Annotated in this window: 11 protein-coding genes; 4 read left to right on the forward strand and 7 right to left on the reverse strand. The window is 69.1% G+C overall.

All coding sequences use genetic code 11. The features are described from left to right. Positions 1 to 6: 6 nt before the first annotated feature. The 3 genes from GWK61_RS58630 to GWK61_RS22520 are packed head-to-tail and all read right to left on the reverse strand — an operon-like array spanning position 7 to position 2,451. Entirely contained in the window at positions 7 to 933 is a 927-nt protein-coding gene (locus GWK61_RS58630; RefSeq protein WP_194911086.1) for a LysR family transcriptional regulator, read from the reverse strand. A 1-nt stretch (position 934) separates the two neighbouring features. Beyond that, a complete protein-coding gene (locus GWK61_RS22515; RefSeq protein WP_228562755.1) occupies positions 935 to 2,128 on the reverse strand; it encodes a YbfB/YjiJ family MFS transporter in 1,194 nt (397 codons plus the stop codon). A 20-nt stretch (positions 2,129 to 2,148) separates the two neighbouring features. Next, positions 2,149 to 2,451, reverse strand: a complete 303-nt coding sequence (locus GWK61_RS22520; protein ID WP_194911068.1) for a muconolactone Delta-isomerase family protein — start codon at positions 2,449 to 2,451, stop codon at positions 2,149 to 2,151. A gap of 278 nt (positions 2,452 to 2,729) precedes the next feature. Here GWK61_RS22520 and GWK61_RS22525 point away from each other — a divergent pair, with 278 nt between their 5' ends. Together GWK61_RS22525 and GWK61_RS22530 are read left to right on the forward strand one after the other, a co-directional pair. Continuing rightward, a complete protein-coding gene (locus tag GWK61_RS22525) occupies positions 2,730 to 3,452 on the forward strand; it encodes an SDR family NAD(P)-dependent oxidoreductase (protein ID WP_228562756.1) in 723 nt (240 codons plus the stop codon). 41 nt (positions 3,453 to 3,493) lie between these two features. Then, positions 3,494 to 4,366, forward strand: a complete 873-nt coding sequence (locus tag GWK61_RS22530; protein WP_194911069.1) for an oxidoreductase — start codon at positions 3,494 to 3,496, stop codon at positions 4,364 to 4,366. Positions 4,367 to 4,438: 72 nt separating this feature from the next. Here GWK61_RS22530 and GWK61_RS59675 read toward each other — a convergent pair whose 3' ends face one another. The 4 genes from GWK61_RS59675 to GWK61_RS22550 all read right to left on the reverse strand — a co-directional run bounded on the left by GWK61_RS59675 (position 4,439) and on the right by GWK61_RS22550 (position 8,682). Beyond that, positions 4,439 to 5,080, reverse strand: coding sequence for a TetR/AcrR family transcriptional regulator (locus tag GWK61_RS59675; RefSeq protein WP_194911070.1), 642 nt, complete (start codon positions 5,078 to 5,080; stop codon positions 4,439 to 4,441). A 26-nt stretch (positions 5,081 to 5,106) separates the two neighbouring features. Beyond that, positions 5,107 to 6,177, reverse strand: a complete 1,071-nt coding sequence (locus tag GWK61_RS22540; RefSeq protein WP_194911072.1) for a DUF4331 family protein — start codon at positions 6,175 to 6,177, stop codon at positions 5,107 to 5,109. 8 nt (positions 6,178 to 6,185) lie between these two features. After that, entirely contained in the window at positions 6,186 to 6,806 is a 621-nt protein-coding gene (locus GWK61_RS22545; RefSeq protein ID WP_194911074.1) for a hypothetical protein, read from the reverse strand. Positions 6,807 to 6,972: 166 nt separating this feature from the next. Further along, positions 6,973 to 8,682 carry a glycoside hydrolase family protein gene (locus tag GWK61_RS22550; RefSeq protein ID WP_228562757.1) on the reverse strand — a complete coding sequence of 570 codons (1,710 nt, stop codon included), beginning with the start codon at positions 8,680 to 8,682 and terminating at the stop codon, positions 6,973 to 6,975. 504 nt (positions 8,683 to 9,186) lie between these two features. Between GWK61_RS22550 and GWK61_RS22555 the strand changes: the two genes are divergently transcribed. After that, positions 9,187 to 10,812 (forward strand): beta-1,3-glucanase family protein, encoded by a 1,626-nt coding sequence (locus GWK61_RS22555; protein ID WP_194911076.1) that lies wholly within the window; start codon positions 9,187 to 9,189, stop codon positions 10,810 to 10,812. A 32-nt stretch (positions 10,813 to 10,844) separates the two neighbouring features. Beyond that, on the forward strand, positions 10,845 to 13,061 hold the full coding sequence (locus GWK61_RS22560) for an alpha-galactosidase (protein WP_194911077.1): 2,217 nt from the start codon (positions 10,845 to 10,847) through the stop codon (positions 13,059 to 13,061). Positions 13,062 to 13,182: the final 121 nt, after the last annotated feature.

Genomic DNA, 13,182 nt, shown 5'->3' on the forward strand with positions numbered 1-13,182 from the left:
CGCCGGTCACGGCAGCCGGTAGGGGTCGTCGGCGGGCAGCCAGGCGTCCGGGGCGCGAAGCGCCCGGTCGTCCACGCCGGTGGCGAGGGCTTCGACGGCGGCGAGGACGGAGGGCCGTTGGTCGTCGCGGCGCCAGACCAGGGACCAGGTCCAGTAGATCTTGGGGTCGACGACCTCGCGGCGCGTCAGGTCCGGGGCCGGCGGCGTGGTCTGGCCCTTCGGGGAGTTGACCACCGGGCGGCGGATGCGGCGTACGTGGTCGAAGAAGGCGCTGCCGGTGATGCCGCCGTTGGCGATGCGGACCGGCTTCGCGCCGGTGGCCTCGCACAGCTCGCGGGCGAAGACGTTCCACGACGCCCAGGACGTCTCGTCGCGGTCCAGCAGCACGCAGGTGTCAGCCGCCGCGATCGGGGCGTCGTCCTCCCCCGCCGCGACTGCGTACAGCCGGTCCATGCCGAGCAGCCGGGCGTTCAGGCCCCGGCGCTCCAGGTCTGCGCGCTGAATCCAGCACACGGCCAGGTCCAGGCTATGGTCGGCGACGCGCGCCGCCTGCGCGTGGGAGGGCGCGACCCACGTGTCGACGTGCACGCGTGAGACCGCCGACAGCCGGCGTTCGAGGTCGGGCGGCAGCCAGTTGACATAGCCGAGCCGCACCGGAGCCGCACCGGACAGCAGCGCCGCCGTCCGGTGCAGCTCCTCGGCGCCCTCCACGACCTGCTTGGCCTGCGCGAGCAGCGCCGCGCCGACCGGCGTCAGCTTGACCGAGCGGCGGTCGCGGTCGAACAGCCGCACCCCCAGGTCACGTTCCAGGGCCTTGATCTGCTGCGAGAGCGAGGGCCCGGCGATCCGCAGGCTCTCGGCAGCGCTGCGGAAGTTGAGCTCCTCGGCCACCGCCAGGAAGTACCGGAGCTGACGCAATTCCACGCCTCCGATCCTAGGTCCGACCGGCATCGGCGCGATCGCGCGACAGGCCGGCCCACACCGTCGCGGCGACGACGGCCGCGGCCAGCACCACCACGGCGGCCCACACCAGCGCCTGCCGATACCCGTGGTGCAGCGCAGGGGTGACCGCCAACGGCCCGAGGATCTGCCCCACCGAATACCCGGTCGTCAGCACCGCCGCCGAGCGCGCGGAGCCGAGCTGGTTCCCGATCCCGAGCGCGAGTTGGCTGATCGCGACGAACGTCGCGCCGAACAACACGGCCGAGATCAGCGCGGGCACCACGCCTGCCGCGAGGGCGGGCAGGACGATGCCGAAGCTCTGCAGAAGCAGCGCGCCGGCCAGGAGGCCGGGAGTGCTGAAACGACGTCCCAGCCCGGCCCACCACGCGGCCGACGGCACCGCCGCCAGACCGACCAGCACCCAGGCCCCGGTGCCGACCCAGCCCGGCGAGGACTGGCTGATGGCGGCGACCAGGAAGGTGCCGGCGATGATGTAGCCCAGGCCGTCGAGGCTGTAGCTGACCAGCAGCGCTGTCTGGAGGCGCCGGTCCTGTGGGGCGCGTTCGGGCTTCTGCGGGACCCCGGCCCGCTGGCTCGTAGCCCGACCCGGCGCGAGTTTCCAGGCGACCGCGCCAAGGACGAGCGCCAAAGCCGCCGCAGCCCACCACGCGGTACGCCAGTCTCCCGTGCCGCGCACCACCAGCACCGCCGCACCCGACAGCGCGATCCCGGCGCCGACCCCGCCGAACCCCCACCCGGCCAGCGAGGCGCGGTGTCCGTGGAGCCCGTTCAGCAACGCATGTACCGCGATCACGAATACGACCGCGCTCGTCGCGCCTGCTGCGAGCCGCAGAATCCACCACCAGGCCACTGATTCACCGGCGGGCATCAGCGCCAGCGAGGCGACCAAAGCAAGCAACGAACACCGCAGCGCCACGCGCGATCGCGCCACCACGGGCACAGCGGTGCACAGCAGCGCCCCGGCGAGATACCCGGCGTAATTCGCCGTCGCCAGACCCGCTCCGGCCGACGTGCCAAGCCCGGCCTGAGCATGCATCAGCGGCAGGATCGGCGTGTAGACGAAGCGTCCGACGCCGACTGCGGCAGCCAGAGCCGCCGCCGCACGCAACGTGTGCGACAGCGAGGAATCCGGCCCCGCATCGACGCCATCGACCGGCGCCTCCAAGGTGCCGGCATCGCGGAGTATCAGGACGCACCATCCAGCTTGCCCGGGTCGTTCGGGTGCGAGACCAGCGGCGTCACCGTCAGCGACATCCACGGCCGCAACGGCAACGTCCCGAGCACCTTCTCCTGCAACTCCTGCTCGTCCCCGGCGCGCCACACGCCGATGCTGCGCAGCTCCCCCTCCGGACGCCACAGCCGGAACAAGTGCCCGGACTCGGCCAGCTCCGCGGCCCGAACGGCCTCGGCGGCCCGCCGCCGATCGACCTCCGCCGGCTCGGTCCCCTCCGGGATCGCGGTCGTGATCTCGACCAGAAACTCTCTCATCGCCCGGCTCCTTCGCCACGACGCCACCCTGCGGGCGCCCGTGCGGCCAGATTCCGCCCGGAATCCGGCGCGTCGCCACGACCAGTTTCCAACCTCGTGTGAGGTGCAGACTCCCACCGCAGGTCAGAGCATGCGTTCTCGCCGCGGTCGGAGAGCCGCCGGAGTGGCTTTTAGTTGACCGGTCGTCTAGCTTTGCTGGCAGGGGCAGGCGGTCAGCCCGCCCGTGACAGTCGCCTGACAGTCATCTGATCCCCGTCATCTGATCAAGGAGATGGACCATGAGCATCGACACGGACGGCCGCAAGGTCGCGGTCATCACCGGCGCCTCGCAGGGCATCGGCGCCGGGCTGGTCGAGGGCTACCGCAAGCACGGCTACGCGGTCGTGGCCACCTCGCGCGGCATCGAGCCGTCGCAGGACCCGGACGTGCTGACCGTGCGTGGCGATATCGCCGACCCGGCGACCGCCGAGCGGGTGATCGCCGCCGCGATCGAGCAGTTCGGGCGGGTCGACACCCTGGTGAACAACGCGGGGGTGTTCGTCGCGAAGCCGTTCACCGACTTCACGCTCGCCGACTACGAGCTCGTGACCGGCGTGAACCTCGGCGGTTTCTTCCGTATCACGCAGCTCGCCGTCGAGCGGATGCTGGCCCAGGGCGGCGGCGGTCACGTCGTGCAGATCACCACCAGCCTGGTCGACCACGCCGACTCGGCGGTCACCTCGGTGCTGGCCTCGCTGACCAAGGGCGGCCTGCAGTCGGCGACCAAGGCGCTGGCCATCGAGTACGCCGGCCGCGGCATCCGCAGCAACGCCGTCGCGCTGGGCATCGTCAACACCCCGATGCACCCGGCCGAGTATCACCCGACCCTCGCCGCGATGCACCCGCTCGGGCGCATGGGCGAGATCTCGGACGTGGTCGAGGCGGTGCTGTATCTGGAGCGCTCGCCGTTCGTCACCGGCGACGTGCTGCACGTCGACGGCGGACAGAGCGCAGGACGCTGACAACCGGTCCCAGGCGGAGGTTCACCATGAGCATGAGCACCATGAGCAAGACATTCCTGATCACCGGGGTCTCCAGCGGCCTGGGGCGGGCCTTCGCGGTCGCCGCCCTGCAGGCCGGGCACCGGGTGGTCGGCACGGTCCGCGACCCGGGTCAGATCCCTGCCTTCGAAGCGCTCTCCCCCGGCCGCGCCACCGGGCTGGAGCTGGACGTCACCGACGACGAGCGGGTGCTGGCGACCGTGCGGACCGTCGAGGACCGGATCGGCCCGATCGACGTGCTGATCAGCAACGCCGGCTACGGCGTCGAGGGCACCGTCGAGGAGTCCTCGATGGCCGACCTGCGGCGCCAGTTCGACGTCAACGTCTACGGCACCGTGGCCGTGGTGAAGGCGGTCCTGCCGTCCATGCGCCGCCGGCGCAGCGGCCACATCTTCACCATCTCGTCGATGGCCGGACGCACTGCCCTGCCCGGCGTCGCGTTCTACGGCGCGAGCAAGTTCGCCATCGAGGGCTTCTCCGGCTCGCTGGCGCAGGAGGTCGCAGACTTCGACATCCGCGTCACCTGCCTGGCGCTGGGCGGCTTCCGCACCGACTGGGCCGGGCGGTCGATGACCCGGGTCCCGCGCACCGTCGCCGACTACGACGCCGTCTTCGACCCGATCCGCGCGGCCCGCCAGGCCAAGGACGGCAACCAGATCGGGGATCCGGCGCTGGCCGCCGCGGCCGTGCTGAAGCTCGTCGACGGCGACGACGCCCCGGTGCACCTGGTCCTGGGCAGCGATGCCCGACAGCTGGTCGAACAGGGACTGAAGCGGGCCAGCGACGAGCTGGACGCGTGGGCAGAGCTGACGAAGTCGACCGACTCACCGCTCGACACCCTGGCCGGCTCCGAGATGAGCCCGATCTCCGACTGACATCGGCACCGACACCCGCTATACGACGAGCGCGGATTGCATGGCCTTCTTTCGGGCCGATGCGATCCGCGCTTAGGCGTTGAGCGGCGCAGGCGTTATAGGCGACACAGCGCGCGCCCCGAGCAGCGCGAGGCAGTTCGCCCACAGCGTGTCCAGATGCTGCGTGTCGTTGTAGAGCTTGGCGAACAGGACCTGGCCCTCCAACTGCGCGACCACCGACCGCGCCGCCTCGCGCACGTCGGTCACGGTCGCCTCGCCGCGTTCCCGAGCCTCCGTAACGACCTTCTCCACCATCTCCACCTGCACCTCGAAGATCTCCTGGAGGCGCTTGCGTATCGGCTCGGTCTGGTTGCTCAGCTCCAGGGTGAGGTTCCCGAACATGCAGCCGGAGACCGTCCCGCAGCTCCGCTGTCCCGCACGCAGCCCGGCCTCGGTCTCCACAAACAGCTGCCGCAGTCGATCCAGCGGAGGCAATGCGGCACTGGCGTTGCCGCCGAGCACGCGCTCCCAGTCCGCACGCTGAAGGCGCCAGTGCTCGTCGAGAACGGCGAGCGCCAGCGCCTCCTTGGATGCGAAGAAGTAGTAGAAGCTGCCCTTGGGCACGTCCGCGGCCTTGCAGATCTCCGCCACGCCCAGCGCCGAGTACCCGTTCAGCTCGATCAGGGTCTGTGCGGCGTTGAGGATCTTCTCTTTGGCATCGCTGGTCCTACCCACATGACCAGTTTACGACCGGTCGTCTATCAGCTGCCCGGCGGCGGCGACACATACGGGAAGTGGTCGAGCAGCGGCCCCGCCTCAAGCCCGGACGAGAAGTCCTGGTTCACCACCATCTTGATGATGTTCGACGCGATGTCCTCGGCCACGCCCTTGCCGTTCTTCGTGTCGTGCCACGGGTTCCAGCAGGCGAAGGTCCCCGGTACGAACGTGATGACGTTCGGGAGCAGCCTGTCCGCGGCCCATGCGCCGTAGGCCCGCGCGGTCGGGAAGGCGTGCGGGCCCTTGTCGTAGGTGCCGCCGGCTTCGACGACCGCTGCGATGTTGTCGCGCACCTGGCCCCAGATCCCGGAAGCGGGGTCGGTCGCGGGGTTGTCCGGGCGGCCCAGCAGGTCGATCGCCGGGGCGGTGGAGTTGTAGTCCTTGACCTGGGCCGAGCCGCCGGCGAAGTCGAAGAAGGTGGTCATGTTGGGTGCCCCGGCGCGCTGGAGCTGGACCCAGGTGTCGTGCCCCTGGTCGAAGTACGCGGTGGTGGCCCAGAAGTTCAGCGGGCCCGGCCCGGTGACCTCGACCGGCACTTCGAGCACGAAGGAACGCACGCTGGTGTTCGCGAAGTCGTCGTGGGCCGGGCGCAGCGCGTCGAAGTCGGGGAAGGTGCCGGTCGCCAGCGCCTTGGTGGTGGCGACCGGGAAGGGGATGAAGTTGTGGAACGGGTCGCGGCGCTGTCCGGCGAAGAGCTTGATGCCGTGGTGGCACTCCACGACCTCCCCGACCGGGCAGTGCGGCGGCGTGATGATCCGGCCGGTGGCTGTGCGGTCGGTGGCGGCGGCTCCGGTCAGCTGCTCGACCCGCACGTGCTGCCTGCCGTCGGACCCGATCGGGAACGTAGCACGCCAGGTGATGTCCTCGACGTAGTCGCCGTCGGTGTCGACCTTGAGCTCGTACCTCGCCGCGGGGTTCCAGGGCTGGCCGTGGATCGGCGAGGTGTTCATGCCGAAGACCGTGCGCGGACCGAGCGGGCCCGCCGCGCCCGCGAAGCAGAACGCGTCGGTGATGTCCTCGGTCTCGTCCTGGGGGTAGTCGAAGTGGTGCGACATTGCTGCTCCTAGCGGGCCGGCGTGCGGCGGGAGTACGGGTTGCGGGAGAACGGCTGCAGCGCGAGCACGAAGAACCGGTCGCGGTAGGGGGCCTCGTCGGTGGCGCCGAACTCGGCGTACATCCACAGCACCGGCAGCTTGGCGGCGTCCCACGCGACATGGTCGGCGCGGCCGTCGGCGTGCAGGACGTTGTACCAGCCGTGCGTGAAGCCGGACAGCACGGCGACCCGGCTGGCGGCGCCACGGCCGGGGATGACGGAAGCGTCGACCGTCGTGCCATCAGCGGCGATGACGTGCGGCCACACGGAATCGGTGCTCGCGAGGTGCGGGCGCCGGTAGTAGTCCAGCACCGACACGGCCCTGACACCCTCGGGCAGGACCAGACGGGTTCCGGGCGCGAGCAGCGGGGCGTGGTAGCGCCGCTCCCTGCCGGAAACCAGGTCATCGGCAGCGGGACTGATGGCGGGATCGGCGGCGGCATCGGCGGCAGTAGTCAGGCTGCTGCCCGACCCCATCGAAGTGGCGGCCGCAGCGGAGCCGCCCTTCCCGAAGCCGTACACGACGGGAAGGGCGGCGATCCCACCGAGAACGCCTCGCCGGCCGATCAGTCCGGCGCCTTTGGTGCGCACCGGCTGCGGGCGTCCTCGTGGGTCTTTCGCGTGGGGGGAGATCAGCGACATGCGCCAAATCTAAGATCCAGCCCGCCTTCGCATCAGCGGCAAATGCGACATCTTCGATGGGCATTCCGACTCGGAGAGGGCGCCGGTCGGCGGTGCCCGCAGGCTGGACCGCCCCTCACGGCGTGATGGTGACCGAGCTGGCGTTGGACACGTTGGTGATGTGCGCGGCGGCCAACGTCGTGGCCGGGCTGGAGCTGCCGGACGGGACGATGTTCTGCAGCCTCACGTTGCTGATGGTGCCGCCGGGCAGGCCGGTGATCCGGCTGGCGGTCTTGTCGGCGGCCCGGAGCTTCACGTTGGTGACGTTCACGTTCTGTATGGGGCCGACCCCCGCGGACTCCGTCATGAAGGCGAGCCAGCACTGGTTGCCCGCGTTGTTGAAGTCCAGCCGCTCCACGTCGATGTCGCTGAACGTGATGCCGCTGGCCGGCACGGTCCCGTACTTGTGGTCGATGCCGACGGCGACCGCCGCGTCGTAGACGACGACCTGCTGGAAGGTGATGTTGGACTGCGGCTGGTCGACACCCTGGCCGACCTTCACCGCGTAGCAGTACGTCCAGCACACCAGGTCGGTGAAGGTCACGGTGTCCAGCGGCTGCGGCTGGCCCGGCACCTGGCCCGTGATGTCCGTGTTCGAGGCCCACGTCTTGGTGCTGAAGTTGTCGTCCAGGCCGATGCCGATCGCGTGCGTGACGCTGACGCCGCTGGACTCGGTCACGTCGACGCCGTCGTTCTCGCCCATGTCGAACCGGTTGAAGACCTTGAGGTTGGTGAACGTCACGTTCGACGACCGGAGCGGGATGACGCTCCAGCTGCTGGACTCCCGGAACGTGACACCGTCGCAGGCGAAGCCGTTCACCCACACCGGCACGAGCAGGTTCACCCCGAGGTTGCTGGGCCCCAGCGACGCCATCCCGTTGCCGTCGATGACGCCGCGGCCGTAGAGGCTGATGTTGGAGGAGTAGAAGTCGGTGCTCACCAACCAGGTCAGGTCCCGGTTCTGCGAGCTCTTGTGCCCGTCCACGGTGTAGTGGGCGGCGTCGCCGGTGTACCGCAGTACCGCACCGGGCTCCAGGTAGAGCGCTGTGTTGCTCAGCAGCACCAGGTTGCCGACGTTGTAGACACCCTGCGGCACGTAGACGGTGCCCTGGCCGCCGTTGCCGGAACCCCAGGACGAGGCGTCGGCGATGGCGTTGCTGAACGCCTGCGTCGAGTAGCCGCCGGTCCCCGGCTGCGCGTTGTACCGCGAGGCCGTCACGTTGAAGATCCCGTCACCGCCGCTCGGCGGCTGGTTCGTCTCCTGCGGGTCGAAGGCCAGGACCAGCTGGGGCCGGCCGTCCAGCTTGACGATGTAGTAGCCGTCGCCGGGAAGGGTGAAGTTCAGGGTGGAGCCGCTGACACTCGCGGAGATGCCGAGCTTCTGGGGCGTGATGCTCCACGACCCGATGTTCGTGTTGTTGACCTTCGTGACGGCCACCTGCGCACTGCCCGGGCCCATCGCCAGCTGCGCGATGTCGTAGCCGGTGAACTTCTGGACCGGGACCGGGGTGCCGTTGACGGTGATCCGGTAGTCGGTGGACGCGGGGTAGATCGACGGCACCGGATACACCTGCAACGCGGCGGCATCCTGGGTCACCGCAGCACCCTGTGGCACGGCACCGTCCCGGGGCGCGGCGTTCGCCGCCGACGACATGCCCGGGGCGAAGCCGTACAGGACTCCGCCGGCCCCGATCACGCCGGCGGCGCCGAGGAAGGCGCGCCGGCTCACCTCGGATTTGGGGGACTCAGCGCTCGGTTCTATACGTGGTTCTTTGCGCGATTCCATGTGGGATTCCAATCCTTCGGGCAACTCTTGGCCACGCCGCTCCCACGAGGACTCACTGTGACGAGCAGCGAAGTCCGTGTCAAGCCCCGTCGAACACGGATGAACGTGACAACAGAGAAATCAAACAGAGATCACCAGCGATTGCACAGATCCAACCACTGAGTCTGCCCTCGATGAGCAGCCCTGATGCCGTTTCCGTGTTGCGCACCTGTGTCCGGCCGCTGTGAAACGAGCACGCCCGCTTGGCTTTCTGACCACTGGTTCAGTAATCAACCAACGGCTGACCGGTGCTTACCTGCGCACAGACCTCTTGACAGACCCACTGGTCTAGTCCAGCTTGATGAACTACGCCGCATTCGCTCGACCCGCCGGATCCCTCCGCTCCCACCGCGGCGGACCCGCCCCACCTGCTCCGCAATCGCACAAGAAGCCACAGCGCCGGTCCCGCGCGCCGACGGCACTCGGACCACACGCCGACCACCCCACGTGAGGAGCACTGGATCCATGATCACCCGAAGAAACCTGTTCGCAGCCGCTGCCGCCACAGCCGTCCTGCCCTCGGTCGCCGGCCTCGCCACGCGCGCCTCGGCCGCCACCGGCAGCACGCTGAACATCGACCTGCGGAACAACACGGGCTCCAACACGGTCTACGCCTACGTCACGGGCCTGGCGATCGACAACGGCAACGCCTGGTTCCTCCTGCGGTCCGACGGCCGGACCCCGTACTACCCGCCGTCCCCGTCCTCGACCCTGACGCCGCTCGGGGCGAACTGCGCCATCCCGCTCGGCGCGAGCGGCTCGACCACCCGGATCACCATCCCGCACCTGGCCGGCGGCCGCATCTGGTTCTCCATCGGCAACCCTCTGACGTTCCTGGTGAACCCCGGGCCGGCGCTGGTCTTCCCGTCGGTGAGCAATCCGGCGGACCCCAACATCAACCTGATGTGGGACTTCTGCGAGTTCACCTTCAACAGCACGAACCTGTGGGCGAACATCAGCATGGTCGATTTCGTGGCCATCCCGATCGGGCTGACGTCCACCGGCGCGGCCGGCACGCAGACCGCCCCGGGCCTGCCCGCCGGCGCGCTGGACACCGTCTGCGGCGCGTTGCAGGCCCAGAGCGCGGCCGACGGACAGGGCTGGGACCAGCTCATCGTCACCTCGGGCGGGGCGAACCTGCGGGCGCTGAGCCCCAACAACGGGATCGCACAGAACTCCTCGCTGTTCGCCGGGTACTTCAACGGGTACCTGGACCAGGTCTGGTCGAAGTACAGCTCCCAGACGCTGTCCATCGACACCCAGGCGCAGTGGGGCACCGTGACCGGAAACGTATCCGGCGGCGTGCTGAACTTCCCCGGCGTCGGCTCGTTCGGCCGGCCCTCCAGCGCCGACATCTTCAGCTGCAACTCAGGGCCCTTCAACACCAGCGGCGTGGAGATGGGCGCGCTGACCGCGCGGATCAGCGCCGCGATCAACCGCACCACGCTGCTGATCGACTCCGACCAGCCGGCCGGGGAGAACCCCGCGAACTACTACCAGTACCCGCAGACCAACCACTACGCCCGGATCGTCCACGCCACCAGCGTCGACGGCCGCGGCTACGCCTTCCCGTACGACGACGTGGCCCCGACCGGCGGCGTGGACCAGTCCGGCGCGGTCGTCGACCAGAACCCCACGCTGCTCACCGTGACCCTCAGCCCGGTCCACGGCGGCGGAGGCGGCGGCAACCCGGTCATCCAGGTGCAGGCCGAGGACGGGACGCTGCACGGCCTGGGCACCGAGGCGATCTATCCCGGCTACACCGGCAGCGGATACGTCGCGGGCTGGAACCACGACGGCCAGTGGGTCGACCTCCATCCGAGCGTCAACCAGGCCGGCCCGTACACCCTGACCCTGCGCTACTCCGCAGCCGCGGGCAACGCCTCGCGGTACATCTACGTGAACGGCTCAGGGGTCGTGAACAACCTGACCCTGCCCGGCACCGGCTCCTGGTCCTCGTGGAACACGGTCACCGTCCCCAACGTCGCCCTGAACGCCGGGTCGAACACGATCTCCGTGATCTACAACAGCTCGCTCGGCAGCTCGAACTACCTCAACCTCGACGAGATCACCCTGCAGTACGCCGGCTGAGCGTCGATCCTTATCCACCCTCGGGAGCCCCAGTGAGAACATCCTCGCCCGCACAACCCCAACGACTCCGTTTCCTGGCCGCGTTCCTGGCCCTGGCCCTGGCGTTCTTCGTCGTGGACGGCCGCCAGACCCGGGCGCACGCGCAGGCCAACGGAGCCGCGACCACCCCGTTGATGGGCTGGAGCAGCTGGTCGTTCCTGCGCAACCACCCCACCGAGGCCGCCATGAAGGCCCAGGCGCTGGCGATGTCGACCAGCGGCCTGGTCGACGCCGGGTACCAGTACGTCAACCTGGACGACTTCTATTACCTCGATCCGCAGAACACTGTGGACGCCTATGGCCGGTGGGTCACCGACACCAGCAAGTTTCCGGACGGGATGGCGGATCTGGGTTCGTACATCCACTCCCTCGGTGAGAAGTTCGGGATGTACCTGACGCCGGGCATACCGGTGGCCGCTTACAACCAGAACACGCCGATCGCCGGGACGTCGTTCCACGCGCGCGACATCGTCTCCAACACCAGCAGCTACGAGACGAACTACAACTTCGGCAGCGGCCGGATGTACTACATCGACTTCGGCAAGAACCCGACGGCCGCGCAGGCGTATCTGAACTCCTGGGCCAACCAGCTCGCGGGCTATGGCATCGACTACCTGAAGATCGACGGCGTCAGCCCGAATGATGGGGACTCTCAGGGGGTTGCTGACGTCCAGCACTGGTCGGCCGCGCTCAACCAGACCGGACGCACCATTCACCTGGAACTGTCCAACAAGCTGACGATCGCGAACGCCGCGTCCTGGCAGCAGTACTCGAACGGCTGGCGCATCGAGGACGACGTCGAGTGCTACTGCGGCGCCAACGGTTCCCCCTTTCCGCTGACCGACTGGAACAACGTGGCTCTCCGCTTCTCCGACGTCGTGCCGTGGATCGGCGTCGGCGGCACCGGCGGGTGGAACGACTTGGACTCGATCGAGGTCGGCAACGGCTCGAACGACGGTTTGACCGTCGACGAGCGCAAGACGCAGCTGACGTTGTGGGCGATCGAGAACTCGAACCTGACGCTCGGTGTGGACCTGACGAACCTGGACTCGACGGATGTCGGGCTGCTGACCAACCCAGAGGTGCTGGCCGTGGACCAGGCCGGGCACCCGGCGCGTGCGGTGGACCGTACGACGCAGCAGCAGGCCTGGTACGCGGCCAACGGCGATGGCAGCTACACGGTCGCGCTGTTCAACCTGGCCGGTTCGGCCGCGACCGCGTCCGTGAACTGGCAGGACATCGGGTTCACCGGTTCGGCGGCCACGGTGCACGACGACTGGTCGCACGGCGATCTCGGCAGTTTCAACTCCGGCTACAGCGTCTCGTTGCCCGCGCACGGCGCGACGCTGCTGAAGGTGGTGCCGACCGGGGCGGTCGGCTACACGGCGATGTCGTACAACATCGTCAATGCCAACAGTGGTCTGAACCTGGCGACCTCGGGCTCGTCGGTGGTGCAGCAGAGTGCTGACAACGCGCTGGACCAAGAGTGGCAGCCGGTGCCGGTCGGGGACGGCAGCTACAAGGTCCTGAACCGCACCAGCCAGCAGCAGCTGGCCGTTCCGTCTGGTAGCCAGGGCGCTCAGCTGGTCCAGGCAGGCGACGACAACGCCACCGATACTCAGTGGCGGCTCGTCCCGACGGGCAGCGGCTCATACACCTTGAAGTCCCCGTCCGACGGCTTACTCGCCGACGTCTCCGGCGGTTCGAAGAGCTCCGGCGCACCGGTGATCCAGTGGCCTGCCAACGGCGGCACCAACCAGAAGTGGACCCTGGTGCCGGTGCCGGACCCGAACGTCGCGTACCGCGTCGAGAACCTGGCGACCGGTGGCCGGCTGGACGTGAACAACGACTCCACCGCCGACGGCGCGACCCTGCTCCAGTACTCCGACAACGGCCAGGCCGACCAGAAGTGGAGGTTCGTCAAGCAAGCGAGCGGCGCGTACACGATCGTCAACGCCAACAGCGGCAAGCTGGTCAACATCCCCGGACCAACCACCGCCGCCGGCACCCAGCTCATCCAGTTCGGCGACGACGGCGGCAGCAACGGCCGGTGGACGCTGGTGGATGAGGGGCCGGGCGCCGTCGGGCTGAAGAGCGTCTACGACGGCCTGATGATCGACCTCAGCAACAGCAGCACCGTGCCGGGCGCCGCCGTGATCCAGTTCCCGGCCGACGGCGGCGTCAACCAGGGGTGGTCGCTCGTGCCCTGAGGCGGCTGCCGGGCGGGGCGGCGGGTCGCGGAGAACCCTGCGAGATGCCGCCCCGTTTTCGCGCCATTTGCATACGGCAACTGCGATCCGACGCATCAGCCTGGCTGCTGGTGCCGGTGCC

This window comes from Catenulispora rubra, from assembly GCF_015356825.1.
Taxonomy (GTDB): Bacteria; Actinomycetota; Actinomycetes; order Streptomycetales; family Catenulisporaceae; genus Catenulispora; species Catenulispora rubra.

Coding starts and splice junctions, on each gene's coding strand:
- GWK61_RS22520 (WP_194911068.1), bottom strand. CDS start 2,451: ATGAGAGAGTTTCTGGTCGAGATCACGACCGCGATCCCGGAGGGGACC.
- GWK61_RS22525 (WP_228562756.1), top strand. CDS start 2,730: ATGAGCATCGACACGGACGGCCGCAAGGTCGCGGTCATCACCGGCGCC.
- GWK61_RS22530 (WP_194911069.1), top strand. CDS start 3,494: ATGAGCAAGACATTCCTGATCACCGGGGTCTCCAGCGGCCTGGGGCGG.
- GWK61_RS22540 (WP_194911072.1), bottom strand. CDS start 6,177: ATGTCGCACCACTTCGACTACCCCCAGGACGAGACCGAGGACATCACC.
- GWK61_RS22550 (WP_228562757.1), bottom strand. CDS start 8,682: ATGGAATCGCGCAAAGAACCACGTATAGAACCGAGCGCTGAGTCCCCC.
- GWK61_RS22555 (WP_194911076.1), top strand. CDS start 9,187: ATGATCACCCGAAGAAACCTGTTCGCAGCCGCTGCCGCCACAGCCGTC.